This is a genomic window from Flagellimonas sp. 2504JD1-5, assembly GCF_053618295.1.
This window is the reverse complement of the sequence record NZ_JBSIOU010000002.1, coordinates 1,286,266-1,309,838: the sequence shown is the minus strand read 5'-3', so window position 1 is coordinate 1,309,838 and position 23,573 is coordinate 1,286,266. Positions and strand designations below refer to the sequence as shown.

The 23,573-nt window shown below is 38.6% G+C and carries 23 protein-coding genes, 1 tRNA gene and 1 pseudogene; 16 read left to right on the top strand and 9 right to left on the bottom strand.

What is annotated here, in order from left to right; all coding sequences use genetic code 11:
- The first annotated feature begins 74 nt into the window (after positions 1-74).
- The 5 genes from ACULLG_RS15445 to ACULLG_RS15425 all read left to right on the top strand — a co-directional run bounded on the left by ACULLG_RS15445 (position 75) and on the right by ACULLG_RS15425 (position 3,702).
- Positions 75-974: an MBL fold metallo-hydrolase gene (locus ACULLG_RS15445; RefSeq protein WP_452127697.1), complete on the top strand. Its 900-nt coding sequence runs from the start codon at positions 75-77 to the stop codon at positions 972-974.
- A 162-nt stretch (positions 975-1,136) separates the two neighbouring features.
- A complete protein-coding gene (locus ACULLG_RS15440) occupies positions 1,137-1,799 on the top strand; it encodes a DinB family protein (RefSeq protein WP_452127696.1) in 663 nt (220 codons plus the stop codon).
- A 125-nt stretch (positions 1,800-1,924) separates the two neighbouring features.
- A complete protein-coding gene (locus ACULLG_RS15435) occupies positions 1,925-3,049 on the top strand; it encodes an alpha/beta hydrolase (protein WP_452127695.1) in 1,125 nt (374 codons plus the stop codon).
- 135 nt (positions 3,050-3,184) lie between these two features.
- Positions 3,185-3,409 (top strand): type II toxin-antitoxin system ParD family antitoxin, encoded by a 225-nt coding sequence (locus ACULLG_RS15430; protein WP_452127694.1) that lies wholly within the window; start codon positions 3,185-3,187, stop codon positions 3,407-3,409.
- The gene (locus tag ACULLG_RS15425) at positions 3,406-3,702 is read left to right on the top strand and encodes a type II toxin-antitoxin system RelE/ParE family toxin (RefSeq protein ID WP_452127693.1); all 297 of its coding nucleotides are present in this window, start codon (positions 3,406-3,408) and stop codon (positions 3,700-3,702) included. Before ACULLG_RS15430 ends, ACULLG_RS15425 begins: the two co-directional genes overlap by 4 nt.
- Positions 3,703-3,750: 48 nt before the next feature.
- Here ACULLG_RS15425 and ACULLG_RS15420 read toward each other — a convergent pair.
- Both ACULLG_RS15420 and ACULLG_RS15415 read right to left on the bottom strand, forming a co-directional pair.
- Positions 3,751-3,837, bottom strand: a pseudogene (locus tag ACULLG_RS15420) (tyrosine-type recombinase/integrase); the annotation flags it as partial.
- A gap of 442 nt (positions 3,838-4,279) precedes the next feature.
- Positions 4,280-4,353: transfer RNA gene (locus ACULLG_RS15415), tRNA-Arg, on the bottom strand.
- A 63-nt stretch (positions 4,354-4,416) separates the two neighbouring features.
- On the opposite strand from ACULLG_RS15415, the gene ACULLG_RS15410 reads away from it, so the two are divergent.
- Entirely contained in the window at positions 4,417-4,929 is a 513-nt protein-coding gene (locus ACULLG_RS15410) for an adenine phosphoribosyltransferase (protein WP_452127692.1), read from the top strand.
- On the opposite strand, the gene ACULLG_RS15405 is transcribed toward ACULLG_RS15410, so the two are convergent.
- From ACULLG_RS15405 to ACULLG_RS15390, 4 genes are all read right to left on the bottom strand, one after another.
- A complete protein-coding gene (locus tag ACULLG_RS15405; RefSeq protein WP_452127691.1) occupies positions 4,926-5,069 on the bottom strand; it encodes an SsrA-binding protein in 144 nt (47 codons plus the stop codon). The genes ACULLG_RS15410 and ACULLG_RS15405 overlap by 4 nt on opposite strands.
- 92 nt (positions 5,070-5,161) lie before the next feature.
- A complete protein-coding gene (locus ACULLG_RS15400; RefSeq protein WP_452127690.1) occupies positions 5,162-6,940 on the bottom strand; it encodes a DUF885 domain-containing protein in 1,779 nt (592 codons plus the stop codon).
- A 637-nt stretch (positions 6,941-7,577) separates the two neighbouring features.
- On the bottom strand, positions 7,578-9,308 hold the full coding sequence (locus tag ACULLG_RS15395) for a M56 family metallopeptidase (protein WP_452127689.1): 1,731 nt from the start codon (positions 9,306-9,308) through the stop codon (positions 7,578-7,580).
- A complete protein-coding gene (locus tag ACULLG_RS15390) occupies positions 9,308-9,667 on the bottom strand; it encodes a BlaI/MecI/CopY family transcriptional regulator (protein ID WP_452127688.1) in 360 nt (119 codons plus the stop codon). The genes ACULLG_RS15395 and ACULLG_RS15390 overlap by 1 nt, the downstream gene beginning before the upstream one ends.
- A gap of 147 nt (positions 9,668-9,814) precedes the next feature.
- Here ACULLG_RS15390 and ACULLG_RS15385 point away from each other — a divergent pair, with 147 nt between their 5' ends.
- Positions 9,815-10,753, top strand: a complete 939-nt coding sequence (locus ACULLG_RS15385) for a calcium/sodium antiporter (RefSeq protein ID WP_452127687.1) — start codon at positions 9,815-9,817, stop codon at positions 10,751-10,753.
- 94 nt (positions 10,754-10,847) lie between these two features.
- Here ACULLG_RS15385 and ACULLG_RS15380 read toward each other — a convergent pair whose 3' ends face one another.
- On the bottom strand, positions 10,848-11,858 hold the full coding sequence (locus tag ACULLG_RS15380; protein WP_452127686.1) for a glutamine synthetase beta-grasp domain-containing protein: 1,011 nt from the start codon (positions 11,856-11,858) through the stop codon (positions 10,848-10,850).
- Between the two features lie 212 nt (positions 11,859-12,070).
- On the opposite strand from ACULLG_RS15380, the gene ACULLG_RS15375 reads away from it, so the two are divergent.
- The 9 genes from ACULLG_RS15375 to pyrF all read left to right on the top strand — a co-directional run bounded on the left by ACULLG_RS15375 (position 12,071) and on the right by pyrF (position 21,108).
- Positions 12,071-14,257 carry a glutamine synthetase III family protein gene (locus tag ACULLG_RS15375; protein WP_452127685.1) on the top strand — a complete coding sequence of 729 codons (2,187 nt, stop codon included), beginning with the start codon at positions 12,071-12,073 and terminating at the stop codon, positions 14,255-14,257.
- A 28-nt stretch (positions 14,258-14,285) separates the two neighbouring features.
- Positions 14,286-15,464, top strand: coding sequence for an AIR synthase related protein (locus ACULLG_RS15370; RefSeq protein WP_452127684.1), 1,179 nt, complete (start codon positions 14,286-14,288; stop codon positions 15,462-15,464).
- 52 nt (positions 15,465-15,516) lie between these two features.
- Positions 15,517-15,972: a QcrA and Rieske domain-containing protein gene (locus tag ACULLG_RS15365; protein WP_452127683.1), complete on the top strand. Its 456-nt coding sequence runs from the start codon at positions 15,517-15,519 to the stop codon at positions 15,970-15,972.
- Positions 15,973-15,998: 26 nt separating this feature from the next.
- On the top strand, positions 15,999-16,433 hold the full coding sequence (locus tag ACULLG_RS15360) for a thioredoxin family protein (protein ID WP_452127682.1): 435 nt from the start codon (positions 15,999-16,001) through the stop codon (positions 16,431-16,433).
- On the top strand, positions 16,430-17,422 hold the full coding sequence (locus ACULLG_RS15355) for an FAD:protein FMN transferase (RefSeq protein WP_452127681.1): 993 nt from the start codon (positions 16,430-16,432) through the stop codon (positions 17,420-17,422). The genes ACULLG_RS15360 and ACULLG_RS15355 overlap by 4 nt, the downstream gene beginning before the upstream one ends.
- Positions 17,423-17,430: 8 nt before the next feature.
- Positions 17,431-17,640 (top strand): DUF4266 domain-containing protein, encoded by a 210-nt coding sequence (locus ACULLG_RS15350; protein ID WP_452127680.1) that lies wholly within the window; start codon positions 17,431-17,433, stop codon positions 17,638-17,640.
- Positions 17,641-17,754: 114 nt separating this feature from the next.
- Positions 17,755-19,002 (top strand): DUF3570 domain-containing protein, encoded by a 1,248-nt coding sequence (locus ACULLG_RS15345; protein WP_452127984.1) that lies wholly within the window; start codon positions 17,755-17,757, stop codon positions 19,000-19,002.
- A gap of 66 nt (positions 19,003-19,068) precedes the next feature.
- Entirely contained in the window at positions 19,069-20,145 is a 1,077-nt protein-coding gene (gene prfA, locus ACULLG_RS15340) for a peptide chain release factor 1 (protein ID WP_452127679.1), read from the top strand.
- 141 nt (positions 20,146-20,286) lie between these two features.
- A complete protein-coding gene (gene pyrF, locus ACULLG_RS15335) occupies positions 20,287-21,108 on the top strand; it encodes an orotidine-5'-phosphate decarboxylase (protein ID WP_452127678.1) in 822 nt (273 codons plus the stop codon).
- Position 21,109: 1 nt separating this feature from the next.
- Here pyrF and ACULLG_RS15330 read toward each other — a convergent pair whose 3' ends face one another.
- Together ACULLG_RS15330 and ACULLG_RS15325 are read right to left on the bottom strand one after the other, a co-directional pair.
- On the bottom strand, positions 21,110-21,307 hold the full coding sequence (locus ACULLG_RS15330) for a hypothetical protein (protein WP_452127677.1): 198 nt from the start codon (positions 21,305-21,307) through the stop codon (positions 21,110-21,112).
- A gap of 429 nt (positions 21,308-21,736) precedes the next feature.
- Entirely contained in the window at positions 21,737-23,260 is a 1,524-nt protein-coding gene (locus ACULLG_RS15325) for a helix-turn-helix domain-containing protein (RefSeq protein ID WP_452127676.1), read from the bottom strand.
- Positions 23,261-23,573 lie beyond the last annotated feature (313 nt).

Genomic DNA, 23,573 nt, shown 5'->3' with positions numbered 1-23,573 from the left:
TATATTCCCATACAGAGGTATATAGATGTATTTTACCTCCACATAAACAAGTTAGAGCCAATATAAACCAACAAATGAAAACAAAAATTATACTATTAATTTCAGCACTCATTTTTATTTGGTCTTGTAAGTCATCAATTGAAGAAACGGTTGACTTAAATGTTCAAAATTGGATTCATGGTTCTGAAAACTGTGAAGATAATACTGACCCACCAATTCAGGTAGTTAAATATAACAGTAACACTTGGATTCTACGTCAAAACAAGTGCACGAATTACGAAGCACCTTTCATGTTTCTATTTTTTGGAGAAGACAAAGTATTATTGATGGATACTGGAGCTACCAAAGATGATGAAACCTTCCCTCTTTATAAAACGGTAAAGCAAATAATTAACGATTGGTCTGAAAAAAAAGGAGAAGTAGAATTAATTGTGGCTCATACTCATAAACATGGTGACCATCATGCGGCAGACGGTCAGTTTGAAGGAAAACCAAATACAACTGTTATTGGTCTGGAAGTTGAAGACGTAACCAACTTTTTTAATTTATCAAATTGGCCTAACGAAATTGTTGATTTTGAATTAGGTAAACGAATAATGAAAATTATACCGATTCCCGGACATCAAGCTTCTTCAATTGCTGTTTATGACACATCAACGAAAATTTTATTGACAGGAGATACATTTTATCCAGGTAGATTGTATGTAAAAGATTGGAACACTTTTAAAATGAGCATAGAACGTCTTGTGAAATTCACTGACAATAATGAGATTTCAACCATACTTGGAAATCACATTGAGATGACTCAAACACCTGGAGTTGACTACCCAATAGAAACTATTTATCAGCCGAAAGAACATCAACTTCCATTAGGCGTATTAACATTAAAAGAACTTTCAAACGCTCTAACAAAATTGGGAGACAAACCAACAAAAGAGGTTCATGATAGTTTTATAATATATCCTATCGATTAAAAATACTGGCTCAAACACCTTGTATACTTCATTGCTAGTACTAGTCTACTTACGAAAGCTTCTCGGACTTTCTATCTGCGTTTTATTAACTAATTTTAGTTCCTGAACCACGCAACGAAATCATAATCAAAAACGTTGAAAGTTCAAATAAAGGATTGATAGGTGAAAAACAACTTAAAAATCATACTCGTTTTCCTTACCCTTGTTGCATGTAATTTTGATGGTTCAACAAAGCACAAAGAATCTGGCACATGGTGGACAGAAGAGGAGCGTATGTTGATCGTTTCTGAGCTGAACAGGACCACGAATGAGCTAAGGGCAGAAATTACCGACTTAACGGATGATCAGTGGCACTTTAGGGAAAATATTGAACGTTGGTCGATTGCTGAGATCATCGAACACCTGGAAATCCAAAACCTGCTTCATTTTAGAGAACTATCAGTTATATCCCGATCACCCCAACATCTACAATATAGATTGATAACAGATGGACGAGATTCTTATTTTTCCGAGTATAGCACTGACACCCTGAGGAGCAAAGCACAATGGTTTTTGGAACCTATGGGTAGATACTGCTCAATGAAGGAAGGACAGGACGCCTTTTATAAGGCCCGGAAGGAGCTAGAGCTTTTCGTTGAGCGAACGGAAATTGATTTAAGGAAACAATTCACTTTTAGGTCCCCGGTGGAGGGGAAAAATATAGAGGACATCAAAATTGGTCAAGTGCGTGATTTACATCAATTGTTGTTGACCGGTATTGCACATACGGATCGTCATTTAAATCAGATAAGAAAGATCAAGTTGCATCTTGATTATCCCAAGTAGCCAACTGAAATAAATTAAAGTTCAATAAAACGATTGCCAAATACATCAAATTTGTTCAGATTTGAACGTACAAAGGTGTATATTATATCTACATAAACAAGTTCTACGCCATTAAACAAAATAAGATGAGACAGATTCTGATAATGGTATTTATCTTTATGTCAAGCATTAATATGTACTCTCAAGGAGAGGATATAGTGTTTGGGAAGAAATATAATATTGCATCAAGTGTTCTAAATGAGCAAAGACAAATAGCAGTTTTTACACCTGAAGACTATCAAACAAGCAATGAAAGATATCAAGTCCTTTATGTACTGGACGGTGAATGGAATTTTCACTTTGTTTCTAGTTTGGTAGATAAGTTAGTAAGTAGTGGTGACATCCCAAAAATGATTGTCATTGGCATAGCCAACAATAATAGAAGCAAGGACTTAACGCCTGCAGGAGCTAATGACAATAAAGATAGATTTGGTGGAGGAGAACTATTTCTTGATTTTTTAACAGAAGAATTACAGCCATGGGTAGAAGGAAATTTCAGAACGCATCCTTATAAAGTGTTGGCGGGCCATTCATTTGGCGGATTATTTACGATTTATAGTATGATGCGAAACCCTGGAACTTTTCAATCGTACATTGCTCTTAGTCCAAGTTTGGGAAGAAATAATGAGCAACAAGTTTCCATCGCCAAAGATTTTTTCAAATCGGAAAACATTTTCCCCCAAAACTTATTCTTAGCAGTTGGCAACGAGGGTGGACTCACCTATTATAGCTCAAAGAAATTTATGGAGGTACTAAAGACCGAAGTTAATGGCAATTTCAGGTATAAATTCGAAATTTTAAAGGATGAGAATCATGTTTCGATAACAACACAAGGATTCATCAATGGGCTAAAATTTATCCATGATGGATTTAATCCGGAAAGAGTCGAAGGCCTGGATGACATATTTTTAATTGAATCGCATTTCCAATCTTTATCAAAAAAATTCGGCTATGAGATAAAAATTCCAGAAGAGTTCTACCAAAAGTTTGTAAAGGAACAGATAGCCGAAAGAGAACTTGATTATGCCTTATTTATTCTTGAAAAGTATCAAAAAGACTATGTTGATTCCCCAAGTTTGCTGTTGTATTTCGCGGATGTATTTCTTTTAAAAGGTAATTTTGAAGAAGCTAAAGCATATTATCTCAAATTAAAAGAGCTGGGAATCGAAAACCAGTACATTAAGAATATATTAAATCAAATGAAAAACTAAAAAAACTTTCAACAAGATGGTATGCTATGAAAGACCATCGTCTAGATCTTTATAGCTCAAATAAAGGTTTCATTAAATGTCCATATTTAGCATATATAGACATTTTTTATATATTTATATGTAAATGGATTTGTTATGAATATCAGTTTCACAAAAAAACAGGAAGAATACATTGCCAAACAAGTAGCTACCGGCGAATATCAGAACAATAGTGAGGTCATCCGTGATGCAATACGTCTGCATAGAATTTATCGGGACAAGGTCATTGAAGATCTCAGAAGGGAGATAGAAAAAGGTTGGAGCGGGCCAGTTAGCACCAGAACAATGGATGATATTATAGTTTCAAAGAAGAAGGGGTGATAAAAGACTATGTTCTATCACTGGAAGCGGACAATGACATTGAGGATATCTTCGAATACGGGCAATATCGGTTTGGTGCCTCCCAAACAATACAATACCTGATCGGTTTGAATGATCATTTCAAAGCAATTGCCAAGAATCCTGATATCGGAAAGGAAAGAAAGGAAATTAAGGAAGGGCTTTTCAGTTTCCCCTATGTTTCCCACATAATTTTCTATCGTAAAATGAAAGGATATGTACGTATAGTAAGAGTACTTTACGGGGGAAGGGATTTGGTAAAGTTTCTAAGTTAAAAGTTCAAATAAACGATGCCAATCTGCCATTGAGGAATTTCCGTGAATCTTTAACGATTGGTGCCCCAGCATTTTGCTGACCGACTCTATTGGCACTCCATTGGCAAGGGTGACGGTTGTGGCTAACGTGTGCCTCTTTTCAAGGTTACATTGACCCTCAAATAGATAAGGCTCATGCCATTTTTATCGAGCCTGCTGCCCCGGACGTAGAACAATGTAGAAAAGGAATCTCTCATTTTTTCCAAACTTTAGGTTATTTAATTTCGAATAACTTTCTGTTTAAAAACCCCATCTCCGGTTCTTTAACATACATCGGATATTCTTTTTGCGGATTCTGAAAAAGAGCGCACCGAATCGTACACCGAATTACATGGTTTTATATGATATTAGATGGATTTGGTAAAAATGAAAAAGTCCATAAATCAATGATTTACAGACTTTTTGAATTTGGATGATAATCCTAAGTGACCTCGGCAGGATTGCTCCACTTTCTGTCAAAGCTCCGCTTTGAAAAGTGACTCAAACAAAAAAACGCTCAAGTGAACTTGGCGTTTTTTCTTTTTGAACTATTTATTCGTGACCTCGGCAGGATTCAAACCTGCAACCTTCTGAGCCGTAATCAGATGCGCTATTCAGTTGCGCCACGAGGCCTTTTTAATGGGGTGCAAATATATTTCTTTTTAAATTTACGACAAAACCTCCTAACCAAAAATAATGGATTTTGAACCCTACATTCGTGATATACAAGACTTTCCTAAACCTGGAGTAACCTTCAAAGATATTACGCCACTCTTAAAAGACCCAAAAGCGTTGAGTGCTGCCTGTGATGCCTTGTATAAACTTGTCAACGACCATCAGGTAGACAAGGTGATTGGTGTGGATAGTAGAGGCTTTATTTTTGCGCCAATGCTTGCATCAAAACTTAGAGCAGGGTTTGTACCCGTTCGTAAAAAAGATAAACTCCCCTATAAAACCGTTTCGGAATCCTATGCATTGGAATATGGAGATGATGTTTTGGAAATTCATGCAGATGCTATAGAAGTTGGTGAAAAAGTGTTGGTTCATGATGATGTTTTGGCTACGGGTGGAACGGCCAAAGCTGTATGCAAATTGGTTGAGAAATTAGGAGGGAAAGTTGTCCAATGCAACTTTTTGGTTCAGCTAAGTTTTTTGAATGGAGCAGATAAACTTAACGGGTACGACATTAAATCCTTGATCAAATACTAATCCAAAGCCCTTGTGGTAACATAATAGCGCCAACCAATAATGGCCAACTGCAATTTGGATGCCTTGGAAAGGTCCAATTGGCGTTTGGTGTACGAAGGAAGTAACAGTTTGTTGACCTTTGCCAGAAATTTGTAGAACATAATTTATTTGGTTAGTCAACGCAAAGATAATCAAAGTTTTAGCTTGACAGGATTAAAAAGAAAAGGGCCGCTTAAAGCGGCCCAGATTTTGTTTAACTATTTTCCTTGATCCAATTATCAATTTTGTTTTCCAGCAATGCCAATGGAACGCAGCCGGTTTCCAATACTTGATTGTGAAATTGTCTGATGTCAAATTTATCGCCCAGAGCATCTTTTGCTTTTTTGCGCAACTCCCTTATTTTAAGCTGTCCTATTTTATAGGACAGGGCTTGCCCTGGGTTGGCCATATATCGTTCTATTTCCGAAATAATGGACGCTTCGGATTCTGCTTCGTTATCCAACGAATACTGGATGGCCTGTTCCCTGGTCCATCCTTTGGAATGCAAGCCGGTATCCACAACTAATCGAACTGCTCGGTGCATCTCAGCGCCCAACATGCCAAACAATTGGTACGGATCAGTATAGAGACCCAATTCCGTTCCCAACGATTCGCTATAAAGAGCCCATCCTTCACCATAGCCACTGTACCAGAGTGTTTTTCTGAATTTAGGTAATTCGTCATTTTCCTGGGTCAACGATATTTGATAATGGTGCCCGGGAATTGCTTCGTGCAAAAACAAAGATTCATCGGAATAGGTATTGTATTTGGTCACCTCCGGGATTGGGGTGTAAAAAATTCCGGGACGGGTTCCATCCAACGAACCTGGATTGTATTCAGCACTTGCCGAATTTTCCCTGAAAGCTTCAGTTCGCCTAACCTCGAAAGGTGTTTTTGGTTTTACATCGAAAAGCTTTTCAATTTGAGGTTTCATCCGATCATGTATCGCATTGAAATTATCGATTACTTGCTGTGGGTCCGTGAATGGCATCAACTCCTTGTTCTCTCTCACATAATCAAAAAAGGCCTTTAAGTCACCTTCAAAACCAACTTGTTCCTTTATTTTTTCCATTTCGGAACGAATCCGGGCCACTTCACTCAATCCTAATTCATGGATTTCCGAAGCGGTCATGTCCGTGGTTGTGTATTTTTTGATTTGATGGGCATAGTAAGTATCACCATTGGGCTCACCTTGAATTCCGCTTGACTCTCGACCTGCTTCCATATACTCATTGGCCATAAAAACATGTAGTTTTTCGTATGCCGGAATTATTTTATCATTCACCATGCTTTGATAAGCTCCGATGAGCTTGGATTTTTCCTCTTCAGAAAAGCTGTCGGGCATGTTTTTTATTGGTGTATAGAAAAGATGTTTGTCCAAATCTTTTACTGTCAACGATTCCAGTTGGGGCAATACTTTTTTAATCAATGATTTTGGGAGTACATGCCCTTTTTCCATGCCTTCTCGCATTCTTTCTTCGGCACTGGACAACCATTTCAAGTAACCATCCACTCTTTTTATCCATTTTTGATAATCTTCAACGGTATTGAAGGGTTGGGCGCTGGAACCGCTTGCCAGCTGCCCCATGAATAGGTTAGGGGACCACATTTGATCAATTGGGGTGAGGTTTGCGTTATGGTTGAATTCGTTTAGATTGATGTCGCATTGCCATTTCAGGATAGCTTTGCTCATTTGTTCGCTAGCTGTTAAACTTTCATCAGGAAAACCGTCCAGCTTGTTTTTGTATCCCTCAAAATGTGCTTTTGCCTTGGCGATGTGCTCGTCGGAAAGCTGATTCGAAAAAACATCATCATATCGATGGTCGCCAGCCGTGGTGGCATTGATAGGATTCAATTTTAGACCATCCTCATAATAATTTTCCAAAACAGCAGCGAACTCTTCACTGAGGTTTGGTGATTCTTGTTTTTTAGGTTCTTGTTTGCATGCCTGGAGGCATACTAGGGAAACTAGTAAAATTGTTATTTTTTTCACTTTTTTAAGTTTGATTTGTTACAAAAATGTAAAATAATCAAATCAAAGAAGATGAAGCTCACGTCAATTGCTAAAGTTTTGATAAAAAAATACTGGTTGAATTCTCTGAGGTATTGAAAAATGTTCCCGCAACCAGTGTAACAATTCCTAGTAAGATAATCAGTATTCCAAATAATGTAAGCATAGCGATTGGTTTAAAAGGTTAGACAAAAATGACTGCGATGAGCTGAACGAGTAGCATCACCAAAAACTTTACAATTGTGATCATTGTGTTGATTGATTTTAAGCGTTAAAAATTGTTGTGAACCGGTTACGTTTTTTAAGATAAAATGACAATAATCATGTTTGCAAATTTTTGAGAAGAAATCAATACAATTGCATACATATTTGTAAGTAAATAAATGAGAATGCCTTTAAAAAAATTGTTATGCTCTTCAACAAAGTTTTAAAATGAAAGGCAAAATGAAATTTAATATTAGGAAATGACGCTTTTGTAGGGGTGTTTTGAGAGGGTTTTTAAAAACCAAGGGAGATTTTGGCCAAAAAATGCAGGTTTTTGTCAATTTCATTTAATTCTGAAAATAAAAAACCGGCCTTAACTAGACCGGTTTAAAACTTAGATGGGAAGGTTTCTAAGCTAGTTTTTGTTTTTTGTGGTGATTTCTACCACTCCATTTCTTGCCTTTCTGCCGTATTTATCTATTGCGCTTTCTCCTTTAAAAACATTTATGGATTTTATCTCATCTGGAGAGAGTTTCTGAACCTCATTTTCCTTAGCTTTTTTACCATCTATATAATAAAGGGGCTTACCTTTTGCACCAGGGTTTCTAAAAAGTAATCCATTACTGCCGTGAATGGTGTCTGTCTCAGTGTGAACATCCGATTTCTTTATAATGGTCACGTCTTCATGAATATTGTCGTCGCCCGATTCGTATTTTTTAATGGAGATGTGCTTGTTATGGTTCGTTTCGGTGTCCGTGTCAACATGCACTTTAATGTCACTTTCTTCATGATTGTGTGAAAGTTGAATATTCAGGTCTTCTAGCTCTTCTTCACTAATTTCCTTACCATTACGGAGTATTTTCTTTACGCCATTTTTCTCTTCAATGGTGATGTTTTCATGTTTTTCCGTATCAGTATGGATCCAAACTTGAGCGTCACTATCCGAATGGATACTTATGGAATTGTAATCCGAGTTGCCAAATGAAATGGTGTTTGTGTCAGCATCATAAAAAAGGGTGATGGGTTTTATAGGGCCTTCCGAACTGGAATTGTAGTTCCCGCTAAAATTTTCACCGCCAGAACCTTTTCCACTGATCTGCATGGAAATATCTATGATTTCTCCTTTGGCATTATGAACAGTGGTATATGACAGATCTATACCATCTTTGGCAAGGTCTTTTTTTATTTTTTCCAATTCTTCGTTGGAAGTGTCTTTGCTGATGATAAGTTTAATGGATTTGTCATTGGTTTTTGTGGGAGCGGTAAATTGATCATCTGAATTGTAAATAAATTCAGTTTTAGTATTAAAACTGACCAAAAAAAGTGCAAGCGCCGGAATCACAAAGCACATTTTAAACATGTTTGTTCTCTTAGATTGATTCTGATTTAACATAACTATTCGTTTTTTGATTAATGAATTGTAAAATGGATTGGCAATGGATAAGCTGTGTGTCCCAATTGTCTGCTTCAACATTAAATATTGATATATTTTCTTTGCTTCTCCTTGGCCACAGCTTTGTGCATCGGCCAAAAACTCAAGATTTTGCTTTAGGACATTTCTGTAATACCAAATAGCCGGATTGAACCAGAGTAACACCAGGAAGAATTCTATGAAAAGAATATCCACGGAATGATGCTCCCGAGCATGGACCTTTTCATGCTCGATTACAGCTTGTAGTTCACTTGGACTAAATCCCGTTTTGTAATAAAAAATGTATCTGAAAAAGGAAAATGGAGAAATCTTTTTTAAGGTCTGTACATGATAAAAAGAATAATCCTTTATCAAATTTGCTGAAAGCATCAATTTTTTAAGTGCGATGAAGTGCATCGTCAAACGAACGGTCATAAAAGCAACCCCGATAAGATATATTACAAAAACATAGAACCATGGGTTTGTTGCGGATCCACTCATCGGTATATTAATCTCTGATACTGTCTGTCGGGCTTGTACTAGAGGTGATGAAGCAACTAAAACTGTTTTGCTAAAAGTGATAAAGGGTGCAAGGATGGAAAAGAACAGTCCCATCAGAAGAAACCAACGATTGGCTTTGAAAAAGGTCTCTTTTCTTAAAAAAACAAGGTAACAAACCAAAAAGAGCAGTAGTGTACCTGACGACTTTAAGAGATGAATTAATAGCGCTTCCATTATTTTTTGTTTTCAATGAGGTCGATAATCTCCTTTAATTCTTCAACAGATATTTTTTCTTCCTTGGCAAAGAAAGATACTAGGCTTTTGTAAGAGTTGTCATAAAAATCCGCTATGGTGGAGTTGATAAATTTTTTCCGATATGCCTCCATAGTGATCAAGGGATAATATCTGTGGGTATTTCCAAACGCTTCGTGCCCCACATACTTTTTTTCTTGGAGATTTCTAATAATGGTAGATAGGGTGTTGTAATGAGGTTTGTTGCCCCTCATTTCGGATAATACCTCTTTGACAAAGGCTTTTTTTAATTTCCAAAGGATTTTCATCACTTCCTCTTCCTTATTGGTCAATTTTTGCATATCTGGATATTTTCACCAAACATATTATTATAAATTTAGTTAAACAACTATTTTTATAGTTATTTAACTGTTTGTTTAGTTTTACTTTTTGTGATAATACCCTTTTTTTGAATAAATCTTCATCTATATTTACGCCAAAATTCACCTTTGGGAAATCTACTTTTTATTCTTCTTGGCCTCATTTTGTTGATAATGGGTGGGAATTGGTTGTTGAAAGCAGCCGTAGCACTATCGTTACGTTTGGCAATACCGAAAATTGTTATCGGTATGACGGTGGTTTCCTTTGCAACCTCCGCTCCTGAACTGATTGTAAGCATAAAAGCTGCCTTGGATGGATTTCCTGATTTGGCCTTGGGAAATGTGGTAGGCTCCAATATTGCCAACCTGGGGCTTGTTTTGGCCATAACCGTTCTTTTGGGAAGTATAGATGTGCGACGTAGTTTTTATACCACGGATTGGCCGGTAATGATGGTGGCTTCATTGCTCTTTGTCGGCTTTATTTATTTTGATGGAGTGTTACAGCAGTATGAAGGTATTATTTTGGTTGTATTCCTATTTCTGTTTTTGGTGTTTTTACTTCGATTCCAAAAAACGGCAGTAGTGGATGAAATGCCGGAGGACGATGAGCTATTACCGCTGCACAAAACCGTATTGTTTTTGGGAATAGGGGGGACCGCGCTATGGGGTGGCTCTGAATTACTGATTGATGGAGCTGTTGGCATGGCCGAGACCTTTGGAGTTAGTGATAGGGTTATAGGAATTACTATAGTTTCTGTGGGTACAAGCATTCCCGAACTTGCGGCATCTGTAATCGCAGTGATAAAAAAGGAAAAAGCCATCTCATTGGGGAATCTGATAGGGTCTAATATTTTTAATTTATTGGCTGTTTTGGGGATTACTTCCATCATTACGCCGATCCATGTAGTTGATCAAGGGTTGCTTTCCAGCGATATCTTCTGGATGTTGGGTATTTCCTTTATGATTCTACCTCTTGTGTTTTTCCCTAAAGGGTTGCGATTGGGTTGGAGAGATGGCATTCTGCTGCTAACCTTTTATGCGCTTTTCATATACCTTACCATTAGTTAAAAATGGGAACTGGGTAATTTGGGTTGGCTGCATTTATAAAAGTAAAAACCGCCCCAAAGGGGCGGCTTCACATTATCAACAATTAATTTATACACTATACATCTGCAGACTTTACAGTTTTAATGATTCTGCCCGCAATTTTGTAAGGATCTCCATTAGAAGCAGGTCTTCTGTCTTCCAACCATCCTTTCCATCCTTTTTCAACAGTGATGATGGGGATTCTTATGGAAGCACCTCTATCTGAAACCCCGTAAGAGAAGTCAGATACGTGGGCAGTCTCATGCAATCCGGTTAAACGCTCATCATTGAATTCTCCATAAACATCAATATGCTCATCGGTGACAGGTCTAAAGGCTTCACAGATCTTTTCATAGATCTCTTTAGAGCCACAAGTTCTTAAGGTGGTGTTGGAGAAGTTGGCGTGCATACCAGAACCATTCCAATCTCCCTTAACTGGTTTAGGATGGTATTCAATGTAATAGCCATATTTTTCAGTTAGCCTATCTAACAAGTAGCGGGCAATCCAAATTTCATCACCTGCTTTTTTTGCTCCTTTGGCAAATAATTGGAACTCCCACTGCCCTGGGGCAACTTCTTGATTAATACCTTCAAAGTTCAAGCCGGCCTCAATACATAGATTGGCATGCTCTTCCACAAAATCTCTGCCCCAAGTGTATCTACCTCCAACAGAGCAATAGTATTTACCCTGTGGCCCAGGAAACCCTCCTCGAGGAAAACCTAAAGGCAGATCCGTTTTGGTGTCCATTAAGAAGTACTCTTGTTCAAAACCAAACCAGAAATCATTGTCATCATCATCAATGGTTGCTCTTGCATTTGAAGGATGGGGTGTGCCATCAGCATTTAAAACTTCGGCCATTACCAACCACCCATTTTTCCTAACAGGGTCTGGATAAATAGCAACAGGTTTTAATAAACAATCAGAAGAACCTCCTGATGCTTGTTCGGTTGAAGAACCATCAAAGGACCATACTGGACAATCTTCCAATTTGCCACTAAAATCTTCTTCAATCTTAGTTTTACTCCTCATGTTTTGAGTTGGCTGGTGACCGTCCAACCAGATATACTCTAATTTAGATTTGCTCATAATTCCGGTAGTTATATGTTCTCAAATAATTCGTCGACAAAAATATGTTTTTTCATTTTATAACATGCATTTTGCAGGGTTAAAATGGCAAATAAGTCGATATAATTTCCATAACCCCTATTTTTGGCAGGGTGAAATAAAAAAAAAGTAATTTTTTAAGGATATATTATTAAATTGTTAATTGTAATTTTGTGATTTAAACAGATAAGGCAATGTCAAGTATGAGATTTCAAGCTTTGCAAGAGAGTGGTAAGCGGGTACATCCGGCCGTGGAAGAGACCGGTAGAAGGTCTGAATTATTCGGAAAAAATGTGTTCAATGAAGAGCGAATGCTCCAATTTTTAACCAAGGAGGCATTTGAAAAAGTGAAATCCGCTATTTTTCAAGGAACCAAAATCGATAGAAAGATCGCCGATCAGGTTGCTGAAGGAATGAAAGCTTGGGCTTTGTCGATGGGAGCTACCCATTATACACACTGGTTTCAACCACTAACAGGGTCTACCGCTGAGAAACATGATGCCTTTTTTGACATTTTACCTGATGGAAGAGCCATGGAAAAATTTGGGGGAGGCCAATTGGTACAGCAAGAGCCTGATGCATCCAGCTTTCCAAGTGGAGGAATTAGAAATACCTTTGAAGCAAGGGGGTACACCGCTTGGGATCCTACATCTCCTGCATTTGTGTATAAGACCACATTATGTATTCCGACCATTTTTGTGGCTTATACTGGTGAAGCTCTAGATAATAAGGCACCATTATTAAGGGCTCTTCATGCAATTGACGAAGCTGCTACAGGCGTAGCTCAATATTTTGACAAAAACGTAAAAAAAGTATATGCGACCCTGGGATGGGAGCAAGAGTATTTTTTAATAGACAAGGCCTTGGCCAAATCCAGATTGGATATTGTGATGACAGGCCGAACTCTTGTTGGGGCAGCTGCGGCCAAAGGACAACAATTGGATGATCATTATTTTGGGGTGATTCCGAGTAGGGTACTTGCCTTTATGAGCGATTTGGAAAAACAATGCACAAAATTGGGTATCCCCGTAAAAACGCGTCATAACGAAGTAGCTCCGAATCAATTTGAGTTGGCACCCGTCTTTGAAGAGGCAAATCTATCCGTTGATCACAATTTGCTATTGATGGACGTCATGGAGGAAATTGCGGACCGACACCATTTTATGGTCCTTTTTCATGAAAAACCCTTTGCAGGGGTCAATGGCTCTGGAAAACACAATAACTGGTCACTGGAAACTGATACAGGAGTAAACCTTCTAAGTCCGGGGTCGACACCAATGAAAAACCTTCAGTTTTTGACCTTTTTTGTCAATACCATTAAAGCGGTGGACACCTATGAAGAATTACTGCGCTCCTCGATAGCGTCGGCCAGTAATGATCACAGATTAGGTGCAAATGAGGCACCACCAGCGATTCTTTCCATATTTATCGGAAAACAGTTGGGAGATGTTTTGGATGAGTTGGAGGGTGTTTCCAAAGGAAAATTGTCCCCAGAGGAAAAAACGGAGCTTAAGCTCAATGTGGTTGGAAAAATTCCGGAAATTTTGTTGGACAATACCGACCGTAACAGAACGTCACCATTTGCCTTTACAGGGAACAAATTTGAAATGCGTGGTGTGGGATCAAAAACCAATTGTGCCAAACCCATGACCATTTTGAATACCATAGTGGCCAAGCAGCTTACGGAGTTCAAAAAAGAGGTGGATGCACTTATTGACAAGAAAAACCTTAAAAAGGACGAGGCGGTGTTCAATATTTTAAGGGAATACATCAAAACTTCCAAACGCATTCGTTTTGATGGTGATGGGTATGGCAAAGAATGGCAAGATGAGGCTCGAAAACGAAAATTGAGCAACAATAAAAACACCCCGGAAGCACTTCAAGTGCTTACTTCAAAAGAGAGTGTCACCCTCTTCAAGGATATGGATGTGATGAGTGAGGTGGAATTGAAAGCACATCAAGAGGTAGAGTTGGATGCTTATGTGCTTCATCTTCAAATAGAGGGCAGAATTTTGGAGGACATGGTTTATGGACATATTTTGCCAGCCGCGATTTCGTACCAGAACTTACTTTTGGAGAATATCAACGGACTACGCGAGGTTTACGGAGCCGCACATAAAAAGTTTGCGGAGACCCAACTCAATATTCTGGAACAGATTGGAGAACATATTGTCGAAATCAAAAAATTGACGGATGAAATGAATACCGTTAGAAAAAGAGCCAATGGACTCTCAACCATTAACAAGAAGGCCCAAGCCTATTGCGACAATGTAAAGCCATATTTTGAGACCATCCGGGTACAATCAGATAAGTTGGAAAAGTTGATTGCGGACGACCATTGGCCATTTACCAAGTATAGGGAGTTGTTATTTGCCAAGTAACGACTATTTTTGCCCAAAATTCATGTAAATGTCATCAGACACAAGCAAGAGATATGCCCAACGGGGGGTTTCTGCATCCAAAGAAGATGTTCACAATGCCATCAAGAATATTGACAAAGGACTTTTTCCAAAGGCATTTTGCAAAATAGTCCCCGATTATTTGACCGGAAGTAAAGACCACTGCTTGGTAATGCATGCCGATGGTGCCGGAACCAAATCTTCGCTGGCCTATATGTATTGGAAAGAGACAGGCGACATTTCTGTTTGGAAAGGGATTGCCCAAGATGCATTGATCATGAATGTTGACGATCTGATCTGTGTAGGTGCTACAGATAATATTATGCTCTCTTCCACCATAGGTCGAAATAAAAATTTGATTCCTGGAGAGGTCATTTCAGCCATTATCAATGGAACAGAGGAGTTGATTGCCGACCTGAGAAAACATGGCATTACTATTCATTCGACTGGAGGGGAAACCGCCGATGTTGGAGATTTGGTCAGGACAATCATTGTGGATTCTACGGTTACCGCAAGAATCAAAAAAAATCAAGTAATCGACAATTCCAACATTAAGGCCGGCGATGTGATTATTGGATTGGAGTCTTTTGGTCAGGCCAGTTATGAATCTGAATATAATGGTGGAATGGGCAGCAATGGTTTGACCTCCGCCCGTCACGATGTTTTTTCAAAGTATTTGGCCGAAAAATACCCCGAAAGTTTTGATGCCTCGGTCCCTGAAGAATTAGTGTATTCCGGTAACACAAAATTAACCGATACCGTTGAAGATTCACCTTTGGATGCTGGTAAATTGGTGCTATCACCCACAAGAACCTACGCACCCATAGTTAAAAAGATATTGGAAAAGTATTCCTCTCAAGAAATCCATGGAATGATTCATTGCAGTGGAGGGGCACAGACTAAAATCCTTCATTTTGTGGATAACCTTCATATTATTAAAAATAATATGTTCCCGATTCCACCGCTTTTCAAACTGATCCAAAAACAATCTGGAACGGATTGGAAAGAAATGTACCAAGTTTTCAATTGCGGACATCGTTTGGAACTGTATGTGAATGAGGTTATTGCAGCCGACATCATATCCATTTCAAAAAGTTTTAATGTAGATGCCCAAATCGTGGGTAGAGTAGAGGAATCCAAGGGTAAAAAACTCACGATTCAAAGCGAATACGGTAAGTTCGAGTACTAGTATACGATTCACTTTAAATTAGCGTTCTTTTTATAGCTATAAATCTCACGCTATGGAAAGAAAAGATTTTTTAAGAAGTATGGGCGCCAGTGCGGCATTTGCCCTTACTTTCCCCTGTTTGCATGGATGTTCCAGTGATGCAGAAGACTTGGAACAATTTCCCGAACCAGATGGTGTGGATTTTACCGTTGACCTTACGGCGACAAGTTCGGCCCCATTGGCAAATAATGGTGGGTTTATATTGGTGAAGTCTAATCCTGCTTTGGGATATACCGATATTGTTGTTGCAAGAAATTTGGAGGGAAATCTTATTGCAGCTAGCCAAATTTGCAGCCATCAACAAACAGAAGAGGTTCGCTTCATTTCAGAAGATGGAGGTATTTTTAGATGCTCCACCCATGGCTCCCGATTCAGTCAAACAGGCACTCCATTGAATTCAGTGACAAGCAATCCGCTTAAAGTTTTCAATACCGAACTCAACGGTGAAACCCTAAGGATTTTTGAATAAAGTTCACTTAAAATTGGCATAAATCCATGAAATCAATAGTGCTCATAGCAACCTGTCTTTTTATTGGCTCACTACAGGCACAGTGGCAAGATAGTTTTGATGAAGCCTTGGAATTGGCCGATATGGAAAACAAACCTATTGTGTTGGTGTTTTCAGGGTCGGACTGGTGTGCACCCTGCATCCGTTTTAAGCGAAGTATTCTGGATTCTCAGGATTTTACAGACTATGCCAAGACCCACTATGTTTTGTATAATGCCGATTTTCCACGGAAAAAGAAAAATAAACTTCCTCTAGAAAAATCCGGTGCCAACAAGTCCTTGGCACAACGATTTAATCCAAGTGGATATTTTCCACTTGTTGTTGTATTGGACAAGGAAAAGACAGTTTTAGGCAAAACGGGTTTTGATAGACGCACTTCTCCAAAGGAGTTCATTTCACTCTTGAACACCTTTACAAAATGAAGATAGTTCCAATACTTTTAAGTTGTTTTTTTTGTCTTGTTGGATACGGACAGCAAAAAGATGTTACGGTAAGAAGAACCATGAAACTTATGGGCACACGGTTCGAGATAACTGTGGTCGCTCCCAATGAGGAGATTGGCTATATCAATATTGATGAAGCTGCATCCGAAATTGAACGTATAGAAAAGATTATTTCTTCTTGGGATGAGAATTCAGAAACGTCGTTGATCAATAAAAATGCTGGGATTAAACCGATAAAAGTCAGTTCGGAACTTTTTGGTTTGATTGAACGTGCAAAGAAGATTTCCGAGATCACCGATGGAGCATTCGATATCTCGTATGCTTCCATGGACAACATTTGGAAGTTTGATGGAAGCATGAAAGGAAAGCCTTCAGAAATGGCAATAAAAAATTCCATTGCCAAAATAGGACATGAAAAAATAATATTGAACGCCGAAGAACAGACTGTATATTTAACAGAACCTGGCATGCGAATGGGTTTTGGAGCTATCGGAAAAGGATATGCTGCAGATAGGGCTAAACAACTTTTGGTGTCCAAGCAAGTAAAAGCCGGAATTATCAACGCATCTGGTGATCTTACAACTTGGGGAACCAAGGTAACGGGTGAAAAGTGGCTGGTAGGCATTGCCAACCCTTTGAGCAAAGAAAAAGTGTTCAGTTGGTTGCCTGTGGTTGAGTCCTCGGTGGCAACTTCAGGAAATTATGAAAAATTCATCCTTATAAACGGTGAAAAGTATTCCCATATTATAGACCCAAGAACAGGCTATCCTACATCAGGAATCCAAAGTGTTTCGGTGTTTGCCAAAAATGCAGAACTGTGCGATGCCTTGGCCACGGCCGTATTTATTATGGGAAGGGACAGCGGTATACATCTTATCAACCAAATTGATGGTGTTGAGGTGGTGGTGGTGGATTCAGATAACAAAATCCACAAAAGTTCTGGAATACTGTTCGATAAAAACCCATAAATTTAGCTATGCAAAGATTTATTTTTTTCGCTGTTTTGTTGCTTTTGGGTAGTTCATGTGTTGCTGTACGGGAATACGATAAGGTGTATATCAATGATCTTGAAATGCAACTCGGGGCAAGGGCATCGGAACGCTTTGAAACCAATTTTCAGATTTATCGGGAGGCATCGGCAGGAGCCAATGGTGGAAAAACCGGAGGAGGTTGTGGATGCAATTAGAAGACGAAAATGAAAAATGAAAAATTGAAAGTCGTAAATGCAAAATTGTTGGCATCCAATAATCCGATAATCCAACCATCTAACAGTTCAAAAGCACTGTTTTTCCTTTTTTGTATGACTGCTTTTTACGGATTGGCCCAGCAAACCAACACTTCATATACCCAAAAGGTGCTGGAGACCAGTGAAATTGATTTGTTGTTCAGTTATTACAATCAAGATGGTCAAAACGCCGCGGTTACCGGTGGTGAGGGTACCGAAGAACTCACAGATGCCACTTCTACCATTGTGCTGCGGATGCCCATGAACGAGGATGATGTGTTGACAGTTGACGTTGGTCTCTCTGCGTATACCTCGGCCTCTTCGAGCAATGTTGATCCTTTGGATGGTGCCAATATCAATCCCACACCTTTCGATGCTTCTTCCGGGGAATCCAGAAAAGATTTGTTGGCCTATATCAATCCCAGTTACCAACACAGTTCGGAAGACAGAAATTCGATTTGGAGTGCCAATGCGTATTTTTCTTCAGAATACGACTATTTCTCCATTGGATTTGGAGGAAGCTATTCCAAACTTTTTAATGAAAAAAATACCGAACTAACGTTGAGTGCCAACGTATTTTTAGATAAGTGGAATGCCATTTATCCTATAGAATTGCGCCCGGGATTTTTCGATGACCGGATTACGGGAAACGGCACTTACAATCCTAATTTTACTGTATTTGATAAAGAAACCAGAAATTCGTATTCCGTTTCGTTGAGTTTTTCTCAAATTTTGAGCAAAAAGCTGCAAGGGGCACTTGTTGTGGATGTAGTTTCCCAAAATGGACTATTGAGCACCCCTTTTCAACGGGTTTATTTTGGAGATGCTGAAGACTTCTTTATCGATGATTTTCAATTGGCTGATGATGTAGAAAGACTACCTGATTCCAGGTTTAAAGTTCCTTTTGGTGGACGATTGAACTTTTATGCCTCGGATTTTTTGATTTTACGAACTTATTATCGCTTTTACTGGGACAACTGGGGCATTACTTCCCATACGGCAAGTATTGAAACTCCAATTAAGTTGACCGACAGATTCACATTGTATCCCACATATCGATATTATACCCAATCTGCAGCAGATTATTTTTATCCCAAGGAAAATGCCTTGTCAACTTTTGATTTTTACACTTCGGATTACGATTTATCCAAATATGACGCCCACCAATATGGATTTGGGGTGCAGTACAAAGACATTTTAACAAACACCAAAATTCTTTCCTTCGGATTAAAAACCATTGACCTCCGTTTCAGCCAGTACGACAGAAGCGATGGCCTCAATGCCTACATCCTTACTTTGGGAACCACATTTATCGGGAATTAGTGGGAAACGCGAGGGTTTTCAATCCAATCAAAAATCGTAAATTCGCAGCTTAACGCGGATGGATTTATGCTTGACAAACTCAATATTGTAAAACAACGTTTTGATGAAGTTTCCGACTTGATCATTCAACCGGATATCATTTCTGACCAAAAGCGGTATGTTAAACTCAACAAAGAGTACAAAGACCTAAAAGTGCTTGTTGATAGACGTGACGAATACATTACGCTATCCAACAATATAGCGGAGGCGGAGGAGATTATTTCCGATGGGAGCGATGCCGAAATGTTGGAAATGGCCAAAATGCAGTTGGATGAAGCCAAAAGCGCTCTGCCAAAATTAGAGGAGGAAATAAAATTCTTGCTTATCCCTAAGGATCCCGAGGATGAAAAAGATGTGGTGATGGAAATCAGGGCTGGAACCGGCGGAGATGAAGCCAGTATTTTTGCAGGAGACCTGTATCGGATGTATGCAAAATACTGTGAATCGAAAGGTTGGAAAACCAATATCATTGATTTAAGCGAAGGAACCAGCGGGGGTTATAAGGAAATCCATTTTGAAGTTTCGGGTGAAGATGTTTACGGTACATTAAAATTTGAGGCGGGAGTACATCGCGTACAACGTGTTCCGCAAACCGAAACCCAAGGCAGGGTACATACCAGTGCTGCAACAGTAATGGTAATTCCCGAAGCGGAGGATTTTGATGTGCAAATTGATCCCAAGGATGTTCGTATTGATTATTTCTGTTCTTCAGGTCCCGGAGGGCAATCAGTGAACACTACATATTCGGCTGTTCGATTAACCCATGTGCCTACCGGATTGGTGGCTCAGTGTCAAGATCAGAAATCGCAGCACAAAAACAAAGAAAAGGCGTTTAAGGTGCTTCGCTCTCGTTTGTATGATTTGGAATTGGCCAAAAAACAAGAAGAGGATGCCGCTAAACGTAATTCACAAGTGAGCAGTGGTGACCGTTCAGCAAAAATTAGAACCTATAATTACCCGCAGGGAAGGGTTACCGACCATAGAATCGGCTTAACCTTGTATGACCTGCAAAACATAATCAATGGCGATATCCAAAAGATTGTTGATGAGCTGATGCTTGTTGAGAACACGGAAAAATTAAAAGAAGCCTCTGAAATATTTTAATATTCAGTAGTCAGTAGTCAGTAGTCAGTAGTCAGTAAATGGTGGTTGAAGGTTGGAAACAGAGCTTAAATGTCAGTTCGAGCTGTCATCCTGAGCTTGTCGAAGGAGCAGTCGAGAACGTGTGTAGATGAGAATCTAAATATGAAAATTGAAACATTAATATCCCAAATCAAAAAGAAAAAGTCTTTCCTGTGTGTTGGTTTGGACACCGATTTAGATAAAATTCCCAAACACCTTCTTAAAGAAGAAGACCCAATTTTTGCCTTTAATAAAGCTATAATTGATGCCACACACCAGTTTTGCGTTGCATATAAGCCTAACATCGCCTTTTATGAGGCTTACGGGTTGGAAGGTTGGAAGGCTTTGGAACGGACAATGCATTATCTGAATTCGAAGCACCCCGAAATATTTACCATAGCCGATGCCAAAAGGGGTGATATTGGAAATACTTCCACTCGTTATGCGAAGGCTTTTTTTGAAACCTTGAATTTTGATTCCATTACCATTGCACCATATATGGGAAAAGATTCAGTGGAGCCATTTTTAGAATTTGAGGACAAACACACCATTTTGTTGGCTTTAACCTCTAACCGAGGGGCATTTGATTTCCAGACAAAAACGGTGGATGGAAAAGAATTGTTCAAAGAGGTGCTGGAAGTATCGAAAACCTATACAAATGCCGAAAATTTGATGTATGTGGTAGGGGCAACAAAAGCAACTTTTCTTAGGGATATTCGCGCAATAGTTCCAAAGCAATTTTTATTGGTGCCCGGAGTGGGTGCACAGGGCGGAAGTTTACAAGAAGTGTGCAAATACGGAATTACCAAGGATGTTGGCCTTTTGGTAAACTCTTCCAGGGGAATTCTATATGCTTCGCAGGAAGAAGATTTTGCAGTCAAAGCTGCCGAAAAGGCGAAAATTTTACAGGAAGAAATGGCATTGGAGTTGACGAAACTAAGCTAGCTTACTGACTTAGGTCTTCCAATATTTTCTTGATATTCTGTGCTTTTCTTTTGAAGAATTCACCAAGGTTGGTGTCAATATATGTGGCATCGGCGGCTTTTTCGATAAAATTCCGATATCTGAATTCCAAAACGGCCACTGCCTGATTTCCGCTGGTGATCGGAGTCACCGCCCCGACTTTGCAATACTGATTTTTCATTGTAAAAGATTTGTTATACCAAAGATACGTTGAAAACACTTGATTGGATTATGAGGTGAGAGCGTATTCATCTAGAAATCAGGTACTTTATCTAAAAATTAACAGAATCGACCTCCATTTCGAGGAATTGATAAAATATTTGATAAAACTTTAACAACACCGGGCAAGGGTACAGGAACAACTTCGTTGATGTAAATCATAGAAATATAGTTGCAACTGAAAACTTAATGTGAATTATTGGTGGGTATATGGAAATAAAAACAGCCCAAAGGTGATATTGATTGACTAATTCAAATGTTTACCTAATGAGACTAATTTTTTTAGAAGTGTCCCTATGGGCTGTTTCCATATAAAATAATGAAAAGTGAAGGTCAACAGGGCTAAGACTTATCAACCTTTACCCTGCCGATGCAGAAATACTTCTTGCTTTTAGACCCTTAATGTGCTCTTTTGGTATTCGGAAGGGGTCAGCTGAGTGTCTTTTTTGAAAGCTTTATTGAAGGTTACCTTATTGTTATAGCCCACTTCATATGCAACATTGATAATACTTAGTTTTCGAGATTTATCTTCCAACAATAATTCTTTGGCTTCTTGAATTCTATACATATTTACGAACTCGTGGAAGCTTACATTAAAATGTTCGTTGATTATTTGAGAAGCATTATGTCTAGTAGTGCTTAATTTCTCGGCCACCATGTCAAGGTTGATGTTGTTTTCTTTGTAGATTTTTTCGACCGAGAAAAGATAAACCAAGCTTTCCTTTAACTCATTTGAAAGACTGGGGGTAAGCCCCGACTTCTCATATTTGGGAAACAGACGGTTTTTGTAGGCATAGACTCCGCTAAACACATCAGGTTGAATATTGGCGGAGTAACCAACATAAAGAACCATCAAGGCCATTGTCGCCGTCGAAGTAGCATAAATAAATCCTGAGTTTATTTGATTTACTACAAGAAAACCGTAAGCTGTATAAGTTATTACATAAAGTATATGGATTTGGTAGACATTTTTCTGCCAAACTAGCTTTCTTGAATCGAGGAGCTTTTCTTTTGCAGCTTTTAGATACACTTTTCTTATAAAAAAGCCATAAATGGTCAACGAAACAATTTTTAAGATTACCAGCAATAACAATTTTCCTGAATCCTGTGGATTCAATCCGTTTTGGATTCTATTTAGCATCAAATGTACTTTGTCCTCTGCGGAAAACAAATAAACGGTGAACATCATATAAAACAGAAGCGCCAAGGTGGGCACGGCATGTATTAGGTCATACGTTTTAAATCGATATTTATGTGACGTAGACTTAAAATAAAAATATAGCAATGGACCATATAGAAAAGAGGCCCAAGTGGACATTAAGTAGGTATGTGGAAATTCGAACATATAATTCGAACTGTTAACACTAATATTCAGTATAAACAGAGAGTGAATAAAAATAAAGGAAGCAATTAGAAATCGTGAGGCGCTATGTATTTGTTTGTTTATGGAGATTACAAAAACCACATAGAAACCAACGATGGCTACAAATAAGTAGATCAATGTCCATACAGTAACATTGGGCAGAATCTTTTCGTAAACTCTTTTAAACTGGTTTGTTTCCCGTACGGGGTCAAAGCCTTCATTCAACAAAAATGCAGGTTTAAAATCTGACTGAAGATAGGCAAGTGCATGATTGGTTGCGCCCAAGGGGTTTTTCATGGCCGCGGAACATAATGCCAGTTTTTTAAGAACATAGGTGTTTTCTGTATTCTTATTATCAAGTTGTCTTTGGTAAATCGTAAGAGCTTTGTCAAACTCGCCAATGTTGTAGTAATAGTCAGCCCATTCTAAGGAATCTTTTAGGACTATGGCGGGAAATTCATCTGTATAATTCCAACCATTCTTACCAATGGCGGAAAAACATGATGCACAAACAAAGGTGCATACAAATACAAGATAACATGACCGTCCCATGTTTTTGATTGAATTAGCCTTCTCTCAAATTAAGAATATTAACACTTACAAATGTTAACAAAATCTTAAAATAGGTAATCCCCGATAATAGTTTACCTTTTGAAGTTGAATCTGTTTTGAGTTAGATGTGTTTATATAGCTCTAATAATCAGTTAATTGCATAAAAACAAAAAACCGGTGCATGCACCGGTTTAAACTAACTAACTCAAAAAAATGCTAACTCAGATAATTTACTACAAAATTCCTGTATGAATTGTTGCCCAAGGTAAAGCAAACATTAGGAATTTGTTGAAATTGCCTTGTTTTATTGTGA